Source organism: Nocardia canadensis (assembly GCF_032656385.1).
Lineage (GTDB): Bacteria > Actinomycetota > Actinomycetes > Mycobacteriales > Mycobacteriaceae > Nocardia > Nocardia canadensis.
In genome coordinates this window covers 1,537,018-1,555,125 of record NZ_JAVCWB010000008.1, presented here as the reverse complement: position 1 = coordinate 1,555,125, position 18,108 = coordinate 1,537,018, and the positions used below count along the sequence as shown (strand labels likewise).

Genomic DNA, 18,108 nt, shown 5'->3' with positions numbered 1-18,108 from the left:
TCCCGTTGGGCGCGTCACCCGAGGAAGGCCTCACCCTGTGATCCTGCTGCTGTCCACCTCCGACACCGATCTGCTCAGTGCTCGCGCGAGCGGCGCCGACTACCGGTGGGGCAATCCCGCGCGGTTGCTGGTGGATGACCTGCCGGGGTTGCTCGACGGTGCCGATCTGGTGATCGTGCGCATCCTCGGCGGCAAGCGCGCCTGGGAAGAGGGCCTCGAGGCCGTGCGGGCGAGCGGGGTGCCGATGGTCGCGCTCGGCGGTGAGATCGCCCCCGACGCCGAACTCATGGAGTGCTCGACGGTGCCGGTGGGTGTCGCGGCCGACGCGCACAACTACCTCGCCGCCGGCGGCGCGGACAACCTGCGCGAACTGCACAACTTCCTCTCCGACACGGTCCTGCTGACCGGCCACGGCTTCGAACCGCCGGTGGAACTGCCCACCTGGGGCGAACTGGGCCGCGCCGCCCGCATTCTCGAACCGCACGCCCCGACCGTCGCGGTCGTCTACTACCGCGCGCAGCATCTGGCGGGCAACACCGGCTACATCGACGCGTTGTGCACCGCCATCGAGGCCAAGGGCGCTCGCGCGCTGCCGGTCTACTGCGCCTCGCTGCGCACCGCCGAACCGGAACTGCTCGCCCTGCTCGGCCGCGCCGACGCACTGGTGGTGACGGTGCTCGCGGCCGGTGGCAGCAAGCCGGCCACCGCCTCGGCCGGTGGCGACGACGAGGCCTGGGACGTGGCCGCGCTGGCCGCCCTGGACGTGCCGATCCTGCAGGGCCTGTGCCTGACCAGCGGTCGCGCGCAGTGGGAGGACAACGACGACGGCCTCTCGCCGCTCGATGTCGCCACCCAGGTCGCGGTGCCCGAGTTCGACGGCCGCATCATCACGGTGCCGTTCTCGTTCAAGGAGTTCGACGACGACGGCCTGTCCACCTACGTGCCCGATCCCGAACGCGCCGCCCGCGTCGCCGGCATCGCCGTGCGCCACGCCCGCCTGCGCCACATCCCGGCCGCCGACAAGCGGATCGCGATCATGCTCTCGGCCTACCCGACCAAGCACGCCCGCATCGGCAACGCCGTCGGCCTCGACACCCCGGCCAGCGCCATCCGGCTGCTCACCGAACTGCGTGCCGCCGGTTACGATCTCGGCGAACCCGGCGAGATCCCCGGTCTGCCGGAGCGCGACGGCGATGCGCTGATCCACGCCCTGATCGCCGCGGGCGGGCAGGACCCGGACTGGCTCAGCGCCGAACAGCTCGAGGGCAACCCGATCCGCATCGGCGCCGCCACCTACACCCGCTGGTTCGATTCGCTGCCGGACGACCTGCGCGAGGCCGTCGTCGAGGCGTGGGGCCCGCCACCGGGTGAACTCTACGTCGACCGGTCCGCCGACCCGCAGGGCGAGATCGTCATCGCCGCACTGCGTTTCGGCAATGTGGTGCTGATGGTGCAGCCGCCCCGCGGCTTCGGCGAGAACCCGGTCGCCATCTACCACGACCCGGACCTGCCGCCGAGCCACCACTACCTGGCCGCCTACCGCTGGCTGTCCGCGCCCGACGGTTTCGGCGCCGACGCGATGGTGCACCTGGGCAAGCACGGCAACCTGGAGTGGCTGCCCGGCAAGACCCTCGGCATGTCGGCCTCCTGTGGTACCGACGCCGCGCTCGGCGATCTGCCGCTGATCTACCCGTTCCTGGTCAACGACCCGGGCGAGGGCACCCAGGCCAAGCGCCGCGCGCACGCCACCCTGGTCGACCACCTGATCCCGCCGATGGCGCGCGCCGAGACCTACGGTGACATCTCCCGGCTGGAGCAGCTGCTCGACGAGCACGCCAACATCTCCGCGCTCGACCCGGCCAAGCTGCCCGCCATCCGCCAGCAGATCTGGACGCTGATGCGCGCGGCCAAGATGGACCACGACCTCGGCCTGGCCGAGCGTCCCGAGGAAGACGTCTTCGACGACATGCTGCTGCACGTCGACGGCTGGCTCTGCGAGATCAAGGACGTGCAGATCCGCGACGGCCTGCACATCCTCGGCCAGGCGCCCGAGGGCGAGATGGAACTCGACCTGGTGCTGGCCATGCTGCGCGCGCGCCAGCTGTGGGGCGGCGAGCAGAACGTGCCCGGCCTGCGCGAGGCCCTCGGTCTCAGCGAAGCCGGCGACGAGTCCCGCGACCGCGTGGACGTGGTCGAATCGCGTGCCCGTGAACTGCTGGGCGCGCTGCAGGCCGAGAACTGGTCGGTCGACAGCGTCGAGGCCCTGGTGAACGACTACGCCACGGCGATTCTGGCCGGGGGTGACCCGGAATCCACGGACACCCGCCTCGACGTGGTGAAGACCGTGCTGCGGTTCGCCGCGACCGAGGTCGTGCCCCGCCTGCGCGAGACCGGTGTCGAGATCGCCCGCGTCCTGCACGCGCTCGACGGCGGTTTCATCCCCGCCGGTCCGAGCGGGTCCCCGCTGCGCGGCCTGATCAACGTGTTGCCCACCGGCCGCAATTTCTACTCCGTCGATCCCAAGGCCGTCCCGTCGCGGCTGGCCTGGGAGACCGGTCAGGCCATGGCCGAATCGCTGCTGGCCCGGTACCTGGCCGACCACGGCGAATACCCGAAGTCGGTCGGCCTGTCGGTGTGGGGCACCTCGGCCATGCGCACCTCCGGCGACGACATCGCCGAGGTGCTGGCGCTGCTCGGCGTGCGGCCGGTGTGGGATGAGGCCAGCCGCCGCGTCACCACCCTCGAGGTGATCTCGCTCGACGAACTCGCCCGCCCGCGCATCGACGTCACCGTCCGCATCTCGGGGTTCTTCCGCGACGCCTTCCCACACGTACTGGCCCTGCTCGACGACGCGGTGCGCCTGGTCGCCGAGCTCGACGAGCCCGCCGCGTCGAACTACGTGCGCGCGCACGCCCAGTCGGACCTGGCCGAGCACGGCGACGCCCGCCGCGCGACCACCCGCATCTTCGGGTCCAAGCCCGGCACCTACGGCGCGGGCCTGCTGCAGCTCATCGACTCCAAGAGCTGGCGGACCGACGACGACCTCGCGCAGGTGTACACCACCTGGGGTGGCTACGCCTACGGTCGCGACCTCGACGGCGCCCCCGCCGCCGACGACATGCGCACCGCCTACAAGCGGATCGCGGTGGCCGCCAAGAACACCGACACCCGCGAACACGACATCGCCGACTCCGACGACTACTTCCAGTACCACGGCGGCATGGTCGCCACCGTGCGCGCGCTCACCGGCAAGAACCCCGAGGCCTACATCGGCGACTCCACCCGTCCCGACGCCGTGCGGACCCGCACCCTGTCGGAGGAGACCGCCCGCGTCTTCCGCGCCCGCGTGGTGAACCCGCGCTGGCTCGAGGCGATGCGCCGCCACGGCTACAAGGGTGCCTTCGAGATGGCCGCCACCGTCGACTACCTGTTCGGCTACGACGCCACCACCAACGTGGTCGCCGACTGGATGTACGAGAAGCTCTCCGAGAGCTACGTGTTCGACGAGGTGAACCGCAAGTTCATGGAGCAGTCCAATCCGTGGGCGCTGCACGGCATCGCCGAACGGCTGCTCGAGGCCGCCGAGCGCAAGCTGTGGGAGCACCCGGAGCCCGAGACACTGGACAAGCTGCGGCAGGTCTACCTCGAGACCGAGGGTGAGCTGGAGTGAGCACCGAGCAGTCCGCCGCGTACTTCCGGCGCGACGGCGAGGTGTACACGCCGACGTCGTGGGGCCGGAGCCTGTGGGCCGACGGGATCCTGTCCGGCCCGCCGGTGTGCGGACTGCTCGCCCGCGAGATCGAGAACCATTACCGCACCGGCGATTTCGTGCCCGCGCGGTTCACCGTCGACCTGCATCAGCCGGTGCCCGCGGTCCCGTTGACCGTGGACAGCGCGCCGACCCGCGAGGGCAACCGGGTGCGCGCCGCGCAGGCGGTACTGCGCGCCGACGGCGTGGTGGTCGCGCGGGCCTCGGCGGTGTTGCTGAAGCGCTCGGCCCAACCGCCGGGACAGGCGTGGCGCGAGACGCGGCGGCCTCCGCTGCCGCCCGCGGAACTGCTGGCCGCGGTGGCGCCGACCGTGCACCTGTTCGACAGTGACGGCTCCGGTGGCGGCTGGTCGGTCGAGATCTCCCGGCACGAGAACGACACCCGTAAACGCAAGTGGGTGCGCGGGATTCCGGTGGTGGCCGGAGAAGCCGGCTCGCCGTTCGTCTTCGCCGCGATGGCGGGCGAGCAGGCCAGCCTGGTGACGAACTGGGGTACCGAGGGGATCGGGTTCATCAACACCGATGTCTCGATCACCTTCGCGCGCCTGCCGATCGGCCCGGAGATGGGCATCGAGGCGGGCAACCACCTCAGTCACGACGGCATCGCCGCGGGCTCGGCGGTGCTCTACGACGCCGACGGTGAGTTCGGCGTCTGCACCGTGTCGGCCGTCGCCAACGAGCGCAGGCAGATCAGCGGCGCGGCCATCGACGCCTACATCCCGGCGCGTGGCGGTGCGCGGCGCGCCTGAACTGCCCGACTTGCCCCAAAACTAGAACGCGTTCTACTCTGATCGTGGTGCGTGGGCGCACCACGGCACCCGGGTGCCGGCCGCAGGGCAGAAGAGAGTCGCAATGAGCACTACTCCGGCGTACTTCACGCAGGACGACGGCGTTTTCCAGCCCACCCGGTTCTCCATGAGCCTGTGGGCACCGAGCACGCTGTCCGGTCCGCCGGTGTGCGGGCTGATCGCCCGCGAGGTCGAGGCGCGCTACTGCGGCGACGGGTTCACACCCGCGCGGCTGACCGTCGACCTGCACCGCGCGGTGCCCGCGGTGCCGCTGACCGTCGACAGCGAGCTGGTCCGGGACGGCAAACGAGTCCGTGCGGTGGCGATCGTGCTGCGCTCCGACGGTGAGCCGGTCGCGCGGGGCAGCGCGCTGCTGCTGAAGCGGTCGACCCAGCCGCCGGGCGAGGTGTGGCGCCCCGAGCGGCAGCGGCCGCTGCCGCCGAGTGACGCGCTCGCCACCGTCGACGAGGCCATGCACCTGTTCGGCAGTGACGGCAACGGGTGGTCGGTGAAGATGACCGAGCACCAGAACGACGCCAGGAAACGCAAGTGGGTGCGCAATATCCCCGTGGTCGCGGGTGAGCGGTCCACGCCATTCTGCTTCGCCGCCATGGCCGGGGAACAGACCAGCCTGGTCACCAACTGGGGCACCGAGGGGATCGGGTTCATCAACACCGATGTCTCGATCACGTTCTCGCGCATGCCGATCGGGCTCGAGATGGGCATCGAGGCGGAATCGCATCTCAGCGACGACGGCATCGCCGCGGGCGCCGCGGTCCTCTACGACGCCGAGGGCGCGTTCGGGATCTGCACCACCACCGCGCTGGCCAACGAGCACCGGCAGATCCACGGCTCGGTCATCGACACCCTGTCCGAGGAGTTCGCGCTGACCCAGGTCACGCCGGATCGAGGCCGCTGAACGCCAGGCCCACGGTGGTCGCGCACAGCAGGAACCCGGTCGCGGTGGTGGTCAGCAGATAGCCGAGCGCGATGAGACGGGCCGGTGGCAGCAGCACCAGCAGCAGCGTCGGGGTCAGCAGCGCGGCCAGGGTCAGTGCCCAGCTGAGCCAGTACGAGGTCGGGATCGGCTCCATCTCGGCGAACGCGATCGTGCGCGGCACGGGCACCTGCCACGCGTCCTGCACTGCGAAGGTCGCGGGCACCAGCACGAAGACGGCGACGAACAACCCCGCCGCCACGCCCCATCCCGCCCGCCATCTGACCTGCCCCGGCACCGCTGCGCTCACTCGCCCACACACCTTCCCTGCCACCCGGTCACCCGCTCCGCCGGGCCCCATGCTGCCTCGAGTGGGCCCCGCCCGCGCGCAACCGCGCGTCGTGTCCTCGGCGCCGATCGCCACCGCCGGGACTCGGACCAGGGCATTCCCTGTTCCCGGCGGCAGGTGTGCGCGCCCGCCTAGGTGCCCGTCTGCTCGGCGAAATGGAACTCGATCGACACCGTGTCGGTCGGAATCCCGTGGGCGCGCAGGCTGTCCAGGATCTGCTGGGTGAACCGGCGCGCCGGTCGGTAGTGCGTGCTGTGGTCGGAGACCAGGAGGATCCGGCCGCCGCGTGCCACCAGTTCGCCCGCCGCGGCGACGGGGCCGCCGGCCAGGAAGCTCGAATGGTGGAACCGGCCGAGCAGATGCCGAGGGGAGCTGTAGAGGACGCCGTCGGCGTCCATGACGAAGATCGCGCGCCCGCCGGTGGGTGACCACAGGGTGCTCGCCGCGGTGGTGTCGAACAGGGCGCCGTCGGCGGTGTACAGCAGCCCGGCGCGCGCGTGCAGCGCGAAGCGCGCGCGGTCCGTCGCGCCGAGATAGGCGACGTGACTGCCGCGCCACACGGGATTGCCCGGCACCTGCTCGCCACGGAACTCCGGGCGCAACGGGGTCGTCGCGAACCTCGGCCCGGCCGAGGCCGGACGACGGAACAGACCGCGGAGCCGGTCGGGAAGACTCACGCCGGAACCAGCGTCACGATCAGCTCGTCGGCGATCGACTCCGCCTTCACCATGCCCTCGCCGAGGTACAGCGTGGCGGCCTGCGGCCTGCCGTCGGGCAGCGGCACGACCGAGACCGCGTCGACCCGGCGACCGGCGAGGGCGTCGTAGGGCGGTTCGTCGGTGACGTCGAAGGCGGTGTACTTGCCCGAGGCGGCGACGTATTCGATGTTCACCGGGTCGACCAGCGGTTCGAACGGGTCCCGCCAGGGCGCCGCGCCGATCCGCAGCTCCGCGCCGTCGACACCGGCGTCGAGGAGCAGGGTGGCGCCGTTGTGGAAGGTGAACTCGATCGGTCCCTCGGTGCGGTCGATGTCGTCGCCCAGGACGTAGAACATCCGGCGGACGGCGATGATCGTCGCGTCGACCGCGGCGTTGAGCGCGGTGCGGCCGGACTCGTCGATGTCGGACACAGGTCTCCTCCCCGGGCGGATGAGCCATCATGTCGCCGCACCTCGCCGCCACGCAACTCCGGTCGGCGTGTTCGCCGCCGCGACCCGGCCACCGGCGGCGCCCGCGTCCGCTCGTACAGTGGATTCATGGTGGATCCCACCCCGGACGTCACCGCGGCGGCGGTGGAGCGCGCGGCCGAGCTGCTGGCCGGGCGCCGGGTCGTGGTGGTCTCCGGTGCCGGGCTGAGCACCGACAGCGGCATCCCCGACTACCGCGGCCCCGACTCGCCGCCGCGCACCCCGATGACCTATCAGCAGTTCGTCGGCGACGCCGAGTTCCGGCAGCGCTACTGGGCCCGCAACCACCTCGGCTGGCGGCGGATGGACGCGGCCCGGCCGAATCAGGGCCACCGGGCCGTCGCCGCGCTGGAACGCGCCGGGGTGGTCTCCGGTGTTATCACCCAGAACGTGGACCTGCTGCACACCAAAGCCGGGGCGCGCCGGGTGATCGACCTGCACGGCACCTACGCCCGGGTGTGCTGTCTGCGCTGCCCGGCGATGATCTCGCGCATGACGCTGGCGGAACGGCTGGAGGCCGCCAATCCCGGCTTCGCCGAAGATGTTTCGGCGACCGGTATCGAAGTGGCGCCCGACGCGGACGCGGTGGTCACCGATACCGCCCGCTTCCGGATGCTGGACTGCGCGAGCTGTGGCGGCCTGCTCAAACCCGACATCGTCTACTTCGGCGAGACCGTGCCCGCCGACCGGGTGGCCGCCGCCTACAGCCTGATCGACCAAGCGCGCGCGGTCCTCGTCGCCGGGTCGTCGCTGACGGTGATGTCGGGTCTGCGCTTCGTGCGCCGCGCCGCGAAGCGCGGTGTGCCCGTGGTGATCGTCAACCGGGGGCCCACGCGCGGCGACGATCTGGCCGCCGTGCGCATCCACGCGGGCTGCTCGGAGACGTTGCGCGCCTTCGCCGACCGGCTCGCCGTCCCGAATGCGACCGCCCGCCGATGAGCGATTCCCCCGATGACGCGATCGCCGCCTTCTTCGCGGGCAAACCCCATTCCCTCGAGATCTTCACCGTGCTACGGGAATTGATCACGGCCAACGGTCCGGTGGAACTGTCGGTGGCATCGCAGATCGGCTTCGGCGTCGCGCGCAAGTTCGCGTGGGTATCGCTCTACAACATCACCGGACGGAATCCGGAAGGCACCGTGCAAATCATGCTCGCGATCGACCGGGAAATCGCGGGCCCACCGGTGTATCGGGTGAATCAGGTCGGCCGGGCGCGGTGGAATCACCTGGTGGTCGTGCATTCCCTGGCCGAAGCGCGGGTACCGGAACTGCGAGTTCTGATCGCCGCCGCCTATCGTTTCGGTGCGAAATGATCGGTTACTTGATCCCTCGGTGACGGCGGCGGATTCGACGTGGGTAAGCTCTGCGCACCAGTGCATGAAGAGTTCCACCCGCGGCGCAAAGTTTTCCTCGCAGCGGGGTTGTCGGCCCTCGTGTGGGCCGCGTGATCGACCCCCACTTGCCAGCCGATCAGAACCAGGGCTTTTCCATGACCGATACCGTCGTTGCCGAACCACGCCTCACGCATCGCCAGACACTCACGATTCTGTCCGGCCTGCTACTCGGGGTCTTCCTCGCCGCGCTCGATCAGAACATCGTCAGCGTCGCGATCGTCCGGATCGCCAACAGTCTGGACGGATTCGACGAACAGGCATGGGCGACAACGGCGTATCTGATCACCGCCACCGTCACCACGCCGCTCTACGGCAAGCTCGCCGACATCTACGGCCGCAAACCGTTCTATCTGCTGGCGATCGCGCTGTTCGTGCTGGGCTCGGCCGCCTGCTGCTTCGCGACCACGATGTACCAGCTGGCTGCCTGCCGCGCCTTCCAGGGGCTGGGCGCGGGCGGGTTGATGTCGCTGGCGTTCACCATCGTCGGCGACATCGTGCCGGCTCGGGAGCGGGTCCGCTACCAGGGGTATTTCCTGATGGTGTTCGGCATCGCGACGGTGCTGGGCCCGGTGGTCGGCGGGTTCCTGTCCGATTACGAGAGCCTCGGCGGCATCGAGGGCTGGCGCTGGGTGTTCCTGGTGAACGTGCCGGTCGGGGTGCTGGCGTTCCTGGTGGTCGCCAAGGTGCTGAACGTGCGGCACGCGCGCGTGCGGTCCCGGATCGACTGGCTCGGCGCGCTCACCCTGATCGTCGGCGTCGTGCCGTTGCTGATCGTGGCCGAACAGGGCCGGGTGTGGGGCTGGACCTCGCCGAAGTCGTTGCTCTGCTACGGAATCTGCGGGGGCGGGCTGCTGTTGTTCCTGATCGTCGAGTACTTCATGAAGGACGCGGCGCTGATCCCGCTGCGCCTGTTCCGTAGCTCGACGTTCAGCATCGCCATCCTCGGTGGCTTCCTGATCGGTGTCTCGATGTTCGGCGCGATCACCATGGTTCCGCAGTATCTGCAGGTGGTGCGAGGCTTCTCGCCGACCGAGGCGGGTCTGCTGATGCTGCCACTGGTGCTGGGGATCATGGTCGGCGCGCAGCTGTCGGGACTGATCACCAAGGCCACCGGGCGCTACAAGGTGCTGCCGGTGCTCGGTGCGCTGATCCTGGCGATCGGCTGCGCCCTGTTCGCCCGGGTCGGCTTCGACGGGCCGCTGTGGCAGCCGCTGGCCTACAGCGCGATCATGGGCTTCGGGCTCGGTGGCTGCATGCAGACGCTGATCATCGCCGCGCAGAACGCGGTGCCGCGCACCGAGATGGGTGTCTCGACCGCGTCCGCGACCTTCTTCCGGCAGCTCGGCGGCACGCTGGGCGTCGCGGTCTTCCTCACCGTGCTGTTCGACCGGTTGCCCGGGTCGATCCTGTCCGCGTTCGGAGGCAGCCTGCCGCCCGGTCTCGACGCCGCCGGTCTCGACGCGCTGCAGCGCGACACCTCCGGGATCGCGGGGCTGCCCGACGCGCTGCGGGTGCCGATCCTCGCGGGCTTCACCGACGCCATGCAGGGCGTGTTCCTGCTCGCCGCCGACCTCGCCGTCGTCGCCTGCCTGGTGCTGGTGTTCATGAAAGAGATTCCGCTGCGCGAGGATCCGGTGCCCGAGGAGGATTCCGACGGCACGCTGCTGCGCGATGTCAGCCTGCACGACGCGCACGAGATGGCCGACTCGCTGCGTCCGGCCGCGACCGGCCGGGTCATCGCGGGACTGCTGCGCCGCGACGACGCCCGCCCCGTGCCCTCGGCCACGCTCACACTCATCGACCAGCACGGCCACCAGGTGGCGCGCGGCAACGGCGACGCCGACGGTGCCTACGTCATCGAGGCGCCACAACCGGGCAATTACGTCTTGATCGCCGCCGCGGCGGGCCACCAGCCCGAGGCGGTGAGTGTGTCGATGGGGGAGCGGGCCCTGCATGTCGACCTGATGCTCATCGGCGCGGGCGAACTCACCGGCATCGTGCGCTCGGCGCGCCGGGGCGAACCCCTGTGCGGCGCGACCGTGACCCTCACCGATCCCGAAGGCGACGTCGTCGGCGCCGCGATCACCGGCGAGGACGGCACGTACGTGTGCCGTGACGTCGTCAGCGGGACCTACACGCTGGTCGCGGTCGCCGACCACATGCGCCCCTCGGCGGTCGCGCTGACCGTGCCCGAGACCGGCTCGCTGCATCACGACATCGACCTCGAGCCGATGGCCATCTTGGTCGGGTCCGCCTGGGTGGACGGCGACCGCCCGGTCGCCGACGTCCAGATCACCGTTCTGGACGCCGGCGGCGATCCGGCGGCGACCACCCGCACCGACGAGAAGGGGCAGTACCTGGTCCCCGATCTGCCGGAGGGCGAGTACACCGTCGTCGCGCGCGGCTACCCGCCCGTGGCCAGCCAGGTCTCGGTGACCCGCGGCGAGATCACCCACGATGTCACCCTCGGCTACGACACCGAGGAGTCCATGCACCAGCGGTGATCCGGGCTCACGCGGTGAGGGTGGCTTCGCGCTGGAGTTCCAGGGCGATGTCGATGAGCTGGTCTTCCTGGCCGCCGACGAGCTTGCGTTCGCCTGCGCGGACGAGCATTTCGGCGGCGGAGACGCCGTAGCGTTCGGCTTGGCGTTCGGCGTGGCGCAGGAAGCTGGAGTAGACGCCGGCGTAGCCCATCATGAGGGCTTGGCGGTCGAGAAGGCATTCCGCGGGCATGGCGGGGCGGACGACGTCTTCGGCGGCGTCGGTGACGGCGAAGAAGTCGACACCGGTCTTGATGCCGAGTTTGTCGCAGACGCCGATGAAGGCTTCGACCGGCAGGTTGCCGGCGCCTGCGCCGAAGCGGCGGGCCGAGCCGTCGATCTGGGTGGCGCCTGCGCGTACGGCGTAGACGGAGTTCGCGACAGCGAGGCCGAGGTTTTCGTGGCCGTGGAAGCCGACCTGGGCGTCGTCGCCGAGTTCTGCGACCAGGGCCGAGACGCGGTCGGAGACCTGTTCCAGGACGAGCGCACCGGCCGAGTCGACGACGTAGACGCACTGGCAGCCGGCATCGGCCATGATGCGGGCCTGCTTCGCCAGCGCCGCCGGCGGCTGGCTGTGCGACATCATCAGGAAGCCGACGGTCTCGAGGCCGAGGTCGCGGGCGAACTGGAAGTGCTGCACGGAGACGTCGGCCTCGGTGCAGTGCGTCGCGATACGGCAGATGGACGCGCCGTTGTCCTGGGCGATCTTGATGTCTTCCTTGACGCCGACACCCGGCAGCATCAGGAAGGCGATGCGCGCCCGCTTGGCCGATTCGGCGGCGGCCTTGATGAGTTCCTGTTCCGGTGTTCTGGCGAACCCGTAGTTGAACGAGGAACCACCCAGGCCGTCACCGTGGGTGACTTCGATGACCGGCACCCCGGCGCCGTCGAGGGCGGTGACGATGTCGCGCACCTCGGTCGTGGTGAACTGATGGCGCTTGTGGTGGGATCCGTCGCGTAGCGAGGTATCGGTGACGCGGATGTCGAGATCAGCTGAGTAGACCATGGTTTCGAATCTCCTTACACCCGAGCCGAGATGATCTGGTCGGCCAGCACGTCACCCACGCGGGTGGCGGCGGCGGTCATGATGTCGAGGTTGCCCGCGTACGGTGGCAGGAAATCGCCGGCGCCTTCGACCTCGACGAAGATCGACACCTTGGCCATGCCACCGGAGATCACCGACGGCTCGTCGAACTGTGGATCGTTGAGCAGCCGGTAGCCGGGCACGTATTCCTGGATCGATTTCTCCATCGCGAAGATGCTCTCGGCGATGGCATCGCGGTCGGCGTCTTCGGGGATGGCGCAGAAGATGGTGTCGCGCATGATCATCGGCGGCTCAGCCGGGTTCAAGATGATGATGGCCTTGCCGCGCTGCGCGCCGCCGATGGTCTCGACACCTTTGGAGGTGGTCTTGGTGAACTCGTCGATGTTGGCACGGGTTCCGGGACCGGCCGACACCGAGGACACCGATGCCACGATCTCGGCGTAGGCGACCGGCACGACCCGCGACACGGCCGCGACCATCGGGATGGTGGCCTGGCCGCCACAGGTGATCATGTTGACGTTCATGGCATCGCGCAGCGAGTCCAGGTTCACCGGGGGAATCACGGCGGGTCCGACCGCGGCGGGGGTGAGGTCGACGGCGCGGATACCGGCGGCTTCGTATTTCGGTGCGTAGGCGCGGTGGACGTAGGCGGAGGTGGCTTCGAACAGCAGGTCCGGCTTCTCGTCGAGAGCCAGCAGCCAGTCCGCGCCCTCGGCGGAGGTTTCCAACCCCAGCCCGCGCGCCCGCTTGAGTCCTTCGGAGTCGGGGTCGATGCCGATCATCCAGCGCGGCTCGATCTTGTCCGAGCGCAGCAGTTTGTAGAGCAGATCGGTGCTGATATTGCCGGATCCGACGATCGCGGCGGTGACTGTCCCGTTGGACACGTCGTGCCTCCTTGGCTAGGCGAAAGACAAACGGACGGAACCGAGTCCGGTGAACGTGGCGAGGAAGTCGTCGCCCGGACGGGCGTCGATGGCGCGAGTGCAGGAACCGGGCAGCACGATGTCCCCGGCTTTCAGGCGCACGCCGAAACCGGCGACCTTGCGAGCCAGCCAGGCCACCGCGATCACCGGATCGCCGAGCACCGCGTCGCTGCGGCCCTCGGCGATGACCTCGCCGTTACGGGTCAGCACGGCGTCGATGGCGGCGATGTCGATATCGCCGGGTGCGACGCGCTCCTTGCCGAGGACATACCCGGCGGAGGAAGCATTGTCGGAGATGGTGTCGCACAGACCGATCCGCCAGTCGGTGATACGCGAGTCGATCAGCTCGATCGAGGGCGCGTAAGCGACGGTCGCGGCCAGTACATCGGCCTCGGTGCAGTCCTCGCCGGGCAGGTCGGCGCCGAGCACGAACCCGACCTCGACCTCCACGCGCGGCAGCAGGTACTTCGAGGTGTCGACCGGGACGTCTTCGAAGACCTCCATCTCGGCGAGCAGATGACCGTAGTCGGGCTCGTCGACGCCCATCATCTCCTGCATCGCCTTCGACGACAGCCCCACCTTGTGGCCGACGATCGTCGCGCCGTCATCCAGCCTGCGCCGGATATTGAGCAACTGGATCTCGTAGGCGTCCACCACATCGATCGACGGATAGCGGTCGGCGATGGGGGACACCGCCACTCGATCCAGCTCCGCTCGCGCCAATTCGGCGGCGAGCTCGGCGCGCGCGCTGGTTGTCAGCATCCTGGTTCCCTCTTCTCCTCTGGTGATGCGCTCCCATGCTCGTCGGCGACCGGGGGGACGACCTCGGGTGTTCCCGCTGGATGGGCAGGAAATTGTGCGATCCGGCCGGGGATCATCGCGCACGCGGCGACCAGCACCAGCGTCATGGCCGCGATGGTCGCGAACACCAGATGCACGGCGGCCGAGAGCGTCTGCGGTGCGGGCGCGCCCGCACCGGCCAGGCGCGCGTTGACGATCGCGCCGAACACCGCGACCCCCACCGCGCTGCCCAGCGACCGCGCGAACATGGTGGCCGAGGTGACGACGCCGCGATCGGACCACGGCGCGCTGGTCTGCGCGGCGATGAGCGTCGGCGTGGCCACCAGACCCATGCCCGCGCCGACCACGAAACACGAGACGCCGACCTGCCACAGCGGCGACTGCTCGTCGAGCAGCAGCATGGTGGCCGTGCCGAGCGCCGCGACGAGACTGCCCAGCACCGCGCACGTGCGGAACCCGAAGCGCAGGTACATCTTTCCGGCCCGCGCGGCGGCCAGCGGCCAGCCCAGGGTGAGGCCGCCGGTGACGAGCCCGGCGACCAGCGCGCTGGTGCCGAGCACACCCTGATTGAACATCGGCACATAGGTCGTGAAGCCGAACAGCAGGGCGCCACCGAGCATGGCGGCGAGACTGCTCGCCACCACCACCCGCCGGGTGAACACCCACAGCGGCAGAATCGGGTGCTCGGCCCGGGATTCGACGGCGACGAACAGCGCGAGCGACAGGGCGGCGAGTCCGAACACGCCGAGCCCGGTCGGCGATCCCCACGCCCAGGCGCGACCGCCCTCGAGCAAACCCAGCACCAGCGCGCCCGCCCCGAGGGTCAGCAGCACCGCCCCCGCGTAGTCGACGCTGCGGCGATGGCGTGGCACCGTCTCGTGGAAGTTGCGCACGAGCATCCAGGCGGCCAGCGCGGCCAGCGGCAGATTGACCAGGAAGATCCACCGCCAGCCGAGGTAGTCGGCACAGATGCCGCCCAGCAGCGGGCCGGTCACCGAAGCCACCGCCCACACCCCGGCCAGATAGCCCTGCACGGTGGCCCGTTCGGCGAGGGTGTAGAGATCACTGGCGATGACCATGGTCGTCGGCTGGATGGCACCGGCGCCGATGCCCTGTACCGCGCGGAACACGATGAGCGCGAGCATGCTGGTCGCCACCCCGCACAGCAGTGAGCCGAGCGCGAACACCGCGACGCCGAACAGCATCACCGGTTTGCGGCCGAAGGTGTCGGCGAGCGCGCCGTAGATGGGTACGGTGACCGCCTGGGCGAGCAGGTAACTCGTGAACAGCCACGGGAACAGCGCGAAGTCGCCGAGACTGTCGGTGATCGAGAGCACGGCGGTCGCCAGAATCGTCGAATCGAGCGCGACCAGACCGGTGGCGAGCATGAGCGAGGCGAGCACGGGGCCGCGCTCCGAGCCGAACCCGACCTCGGAGCGCGCGGTATCGGTTGCCACAGGGCACCTCTCGGGTCAGAAGCGGATGCGCACCGAATCGGTGGTCGGGCGGGCCTGGCAGGCCAGCGTGTAGCCCGCGTCGATGTCCTCCTGATCGAGGATCGCGCTGGGGCCCATGCTCACCGCGCCGTCGACGACGGTGCAGGCGCACGAACCGCATTCGCCCTCGCGACAGGAGTACGGCACGTCGAGACCGTCGGCCAGCATCACGTCGACCAGGGTGCGCGATCGTGGCCAGCGCAGGGCGTGTACGACGCCGTCGAGTTCCACCTCGACCTGCGCGGCGTCGCCCGCCTCCTCGTCCGCGATCGGCGCGGGCTCGGCGAACGGATCGCCCGACAGCGAGACGAACACCTCGGTGGTGATCCGCTCACGCGGCCACCCCGCGCCGGTCAGCGCCTCGGTCACCGCCGCCATGAACGGGCCCGGCCCGCACACGAACGACTCGTAGGACGCGTACGGCGCGGCGAACGCCGCCAGCTGGGCGGCCGTGGGCAGGCCCTGCACCGCTTCGAGCCAGTGCACCACGTGCACCCGGCCCGGATGGCGCGCCACCAGCTCGCGCAGGGCCTCGGCGAAGATCACCGACTCCTGCCCACGATTGGCGTAGAACAGCACCACTCGGCCCGTGCCGCGCACCAGCGCCGAGCGCAGGATCGACATCACCGGAGTGATGCCGCTGCCCGCTGCCCACAGCAGCAGATCGGTGTCGAGGGAGGCCGGGGTGAAGGTGCCCTGCGGCGGCAGCACGTCCAGGGTGTCGCCGACGGAGATGTTGTCGCACAACCAGTTCGAGCCGTAGCCGTCGGCGGTGCGCTTGACGGTCACCCGCGGCGGCTCGCCGGTGAACGGTGAGCTCGCCAGGGAGTAGCACCGGGCGACCGGCTCGGGCCGGTCACTCGGGATGCGCAGGGTCAGGAACTGACCCGGCCGGTAGGCGAACCGGTCGGCGGCGTCGTCGGGAACCTCGAACACGAGCGAGCGCGCGTCCGCGGTTTCCTCGATCACCGCCGCCACGCGCAGCGTCACCACCCGCGCGCCACGCGCAACGTCGACAGTCGCCCTCGTCACTGGTGTCCTCCTCGATCACAGAGCCGGTCTTGCGTGGCCACCGTCGCAGCTCACGCGCGCCGCGCTGCCCACCGATCCCGGTGGCCGGGAGATCGCCGCGCACTGTCCGCTGATCGGGAAGACCGGGGTCTGCGGTCGCGGCGGCAACCCTAGCGTCGGGCTCGTGGACACTCGATCTCCCGGGGGCGCCCGATGAACCGCATGCAGCACACCGTCGCGCTGGTGACCGGCGCGGCCGGGGGAATGGGCCGCGCCCATTGCCGTCGGTTGGCCGAGGAAGGCGCCGACATCATCGCCGTCGACATCGAGGCCGCCGCGGCGGGACTCGCGCAGACGGCGGCCGAGGTCGTGGACATCGGCCGCCTGTGCGTCACCGCCGCGGCCGACGTCCGCGACCAGGCCGCCCTGGACGTGGCGGTCGCCGACGGCGTGGCCGCGCTGGGCCGCCTCGACGTGATCGTCGCCAACGCCGGCATCTACAGCGACCTCGGCCTGTCCTGGGAACTGTCCGACGAGGCCTGGCAGCGCACCATCGACATCAACCTCACCGGCATGTGGCACACCGTGCGGGCCGGTGTCCCGGCACTGAGCGACGGCGGTTCGATCGTCATCGTCAGCTCCACCAACGGCATCACCGGCGCGGCCACCGCCTCGCACTACTCGGCGAGCAAGCACGCCGTCGTCGGTCTCGCCCGCACCCTGGCCAACGAACTCGGCCCGCGCGGCATCCGGGTCAACACCGTGCACCCCGGTTCGGTGGCGACGCCGATGATCCTCAACGACGCCGTGTACGCCAAGCTGCGCCCCGATCTGGCCCACCCCACCCAGGCCGACGCCGCCGAGGCCCTGGCCCAGCGCACCGTGCTGCCCGTGCCGTGGGTCGATCCGGTCGACATCAGCAATGCCGTGCTCTTCCTCGCATCCGACGAGTCCCGTTACGTGACGGGAACCCAGCTCGTGGTGGATGCCGGACTGACTCAGAAGGTGTGACATGGGACGGGTTTCGGGCAAGATCGCGCTGATCACCGGCGCCGCGCGCGGCATCGGCCGCGCCCAGGCCATCCGGCTGGCCGAGGAGGGCGCCGACATCGTCGCCGTCGACATCTGCGGACCGGTCGAGACCGTGGTGTCGCCGGGGGCGACTCCCGACGACCTCGCCGAGACCGTGCGCGCGGTCGAGGCGACGGGCGCCCGCATCGTGGCGGCCACCGTCGACGTGCGCGACGGCGCCGCGCTGCGGACGGCGGTCGACGCCGCCGTCACCGAGCTGGGTGGCCTCGACATCGTCTGCGCCACCGCCGGTATCAGTTCCAGCGCGGGCGCGCTGGAACTGACCGACCGGCAGTGGCAGACGATGATCGACGTCAACCTGACCGGCGTGTGGCAGACCTGCAAGGCCGCCACCCCGCACCTGATCCATCGTGGCGGCGGCGCCATGATCCTGACCAGCTCGATCGCGGGCCTGCGCGGGCTGGTCGGCGTCGCGCACTACACCGCCGCCAAGCACGGCGTGGTCGGCCTGATGCGCTCCCTGGCCAAAGAGCTGGCCCCGCACCATGTCCGGGTGAACTCGGTGCACCCCACCAACGTCGACACCCCGATGATCCAGAACGACATGGTGCGCAAAGTGTTCCGGCCCGACCGCGAGCACCCGACGCGCGAGGAGTTCGCCGAGGCGGCGGTGTCGATGAACATGCTGCCCATCCCGTGGGTCGAGCCCGTCGACATCGCCAACGCGGCGCTGTTCCTGGCCTCGGACGAAGCCCGCTACATCACCGCGGTGACCCTGCCCGTCGACGCGGGCTCGACCCAGCGCTGAGTTGTCCGGTGGTGCGGCCTCGACGGGCC

At 70.2% G+C, this 18,108-nt stretch carries 16 protein-coding genes; 8 read left to right on the top strand and 8 right to left on the bottom strand.

Annotated elements, in window-relative coordinates; all coding sequences use genetic code 11:
• Positions 1–37 precede the first annotated feature (37 nt).
• The 3 genes from cobN (at position 38) to Q7X29_RS21040 (ending at position 5,476) form a co-directional block, all read left to right on the top strand.
• Entirely contained in the window at positions 38–3,670 is a 3,633-nt protein-coding gene (cobN, locus tag Q7X29_RS21050; RefSeq protein ID WP_316575148.1) for a cobaltochelatase subunit CobN, read from the top strand.
• Complete coding sequence (locus Q7X29_RS21045) at positions 3,667–4,518, top strand: acyl-CoA thioesterase domain-containing protein (RefSeq protein ID WP_316575147.1); 852 nt, start codon at positions 3,667–3,669, stop codon at positions 4,516–4,518. The genes cobN and Q7X29_RS21045 overlap by 4 nt, the downstream gene beginning before the upstream one ends.
• 103 nt (positions 4,519–4,621) lie before the next feature.
• The gene (locus Q7X29_RS21040) at positions 4,622–5,476 is read left to right on the top strand and encodes an acyl-CoA thioesterase domain-containing protein (protein ID WP_255587678.1); all 855 of its coding nucleotides are present in this window, start codon (positions 4,622–4,624) and stop codon (positions 5,474–5,476) included.
• On the opposite strand, the gene Q7X29_RS21035 is transcribed toward Q7X29_RS21040, so the two are convergent.
• The 3 genes from Q7X29_RS21035 to Q7X29_RS21025 all read right to left on the bottom strand — a co-directional run bounded on the left by Q7X29_RS21035 (position 5,454) and on the right by Q7X29_RS21025 (position 6,972).
• Positions 5,454–5,804, bottom strand: a complete 351-nt coding sequence (locus tag Q7X29_RS21035) for a hypothetical protein (RefSeq protein WP_218718281.1) — start codon at positions 5,802–5,804, stop codon at positions 5,454–5,456. The genes Q7X29_RS21040 and Q7X29_RS21035 overlap by 23 nt on opposite strands.
• A gap of 170 nt (positions 5,805–5,974) precedes the next feature.
• The gene (locus Q7X29_RS21030) at positions 5,975–6,520 is read right to left on the bottom strand and encodes a hypothetical protein (RefSeq protein WP_218718280.1); all 546 of its coding nucleotides are present in this window, start codon (positions 6,518–6,520) and stop codon (positions 5,975–5,977) included.
• Complete coding sequence (locus Q7X29_RS21025; protein ID WP_218718279.1) at positions 6,517–6,972, bottom strand: hypothetical protein; 456 nt, start codon at positions 6,970–6,972, stop codon at positions 6,517–6,519. Before Q7X29_RS21025 ends, Q7X29_RS21030 begins: the two co-directional genes overlap by 4 nt.
• 126 nt (positions 6,973–7,098) lie before the next feature.
• Here Q7X29_RS21025 and Q7X29_RS21020 point away from each other — a divergent pair, with 126 nt between their 5' ends.
• The 3 genes from Q7X29_RS21020 to Q7X29_RS21010 all read left to right on the top strand — a co-directional run bounded on the left by Q7X29_RS21020 (position 7,099) and on the right by Q7X29_RS21010 (position 10,927).
• Entirely contained in the window at positions 7,099–7,968 is an 870-nt protein-coding gene (locus tag Q7X29_RS21020; protein ID WP_316575146.1) for a Sir2 family NAD-dependent protein deacetylase, read from the top strand.
• Positions 7,965–8,342: a DUF5655 domain-containing protein gene (locus tag Q7X29_RS21015; protein WP_218718277.1), complete on the top strand. Its 378-nt coding sequence runs from the start codon at positions 7,965–7,967 to the stop codon at positions 8,340–8,342. The genes Q7X29_RS21020 and Q7X29_RS21015 overlap by 4 nt, the downstream gene beginning before the upstream one ends.
• A 176-nt stretch (positions 8,343–8,518) precedes the next feature.
• Positions 8,519–10,927, top strand: coding sequence for an MFS transporter (locus tag Q7X29_RS21010; protein ID WP_218718276.1), 2,409 nt, complete (start codon positions 8,519–8,521; stop codon positions 10,925–10,927).
• 7 nt (positions 10,928–10,934) lie between these two features.
• On the opposite strand, the gene dmpG is transcribed toward Q7X29_RS21010, so the two are convergent.
• The 5 genes from dmpG to Q7X29_RS20985 are packed head-to-tail and all read right to left on the bottom strand — an operon-like array spanning position 10,935 to position 16,260.
• Complete coding sequence (dmpG, locus tag Q7X29_RS21005; protein WP_316575145.1) at positions 10,935–11,969, bottom strand: 4-hydroxy-2-oxovalerate aldolase; 1,035 nt, start codon at positions 11,967–11,969, stop codon at positions 10,935–10,937.
• A gap of 14 nt (positions 11,970–11,983) precedes the next feature.
• Positions 11,984–12,892 (bottom strand): acetaldehyde dehydrogenase (acetylating), encoded by a 909-nt coding sequence (locus Q7X29_RS21000; protein WP_316575144.1) that lies wholly within the window; start codon positions 12,890–12,892, stop codon positions 11,984–11,986.
• Between the two features lie 15 nt (positions 12,893–12,907).
• Positions 12,908–13,693: a 2-keto-4-pentenoate hydratase gene (locus Q7X29_RS20995; protein ID WP_218722288.1), complete on the bottom strand. Its 786-nt coding sequence runs from the start codon at positions 13,691–13,693 to the stop codon at positions 12,908–12,910.
• Positions 13,687–15,189 carry an MDR family MFS transporter gene (locus tag Q7X29_RS20990; protein ID WP_316575143.1) on the bottom strand — a complete coding sequence of 501 codons (1,503 nt, stop codon included), beginning with the start codon at positions 15,187–15,189 and terminating at the stop codon, positions 13,687–13,689. The genes Q7X29_RS20995 and Q7X29_RS20990 overlap by 7 nt, the downstream gene beginning before the upstream one ends.
• A 15-nt stretch (positions 15,190–15,204) precedes the next feature.
• The gene (locus Q7X29_RS20985; RefSeq protein ID WP_316575142.1) at positions 15,205–16,260 is read right to left on the bottom strand and encodes a ferredoxin--NADP reductase; all 1,056 of its coding nucleotides are present in this window, start codon (positions 16,258–16,260) and stop codon (positions 15,205–15,207) included.
• 192 nt (positions 16,261–16,452) lie between these two features.
• On the opposite strand from Q7X29_RS20985, the gene Q7X29_RS20980 reads away from it, so the two are divergent.
• Positions 16,453–17,250 (top strand): mycofactocin-coupled SDR family oxidoreductase, encoded by a 798-nt coding sequence (locus Q7X29_RS20980; RefSeq protein WP_218722291.1) that lies wholly within the window; start codon positions 16,453–16,455, stop codon positions 17,248–17,250.
• A 1-nt stretch (position 17,251) separates the two neighbouring features.
• Positions 17,252–18,079 carry a mycofactocin-coupled SDR family oxidoreductase gene (locus Q7X29_RS20975; protein ID WP_316575141.1) on the top strand — a complete coding sequence of 276 codons (828 nt, stop codon included), beginning with the start codon at positions 17,252–17,254 and terminating at the stop codon, positions 18,077–18,079.
• The last annotated feature ends 29 nt before the right edge of the window (positions 18,080–18,108 follow it).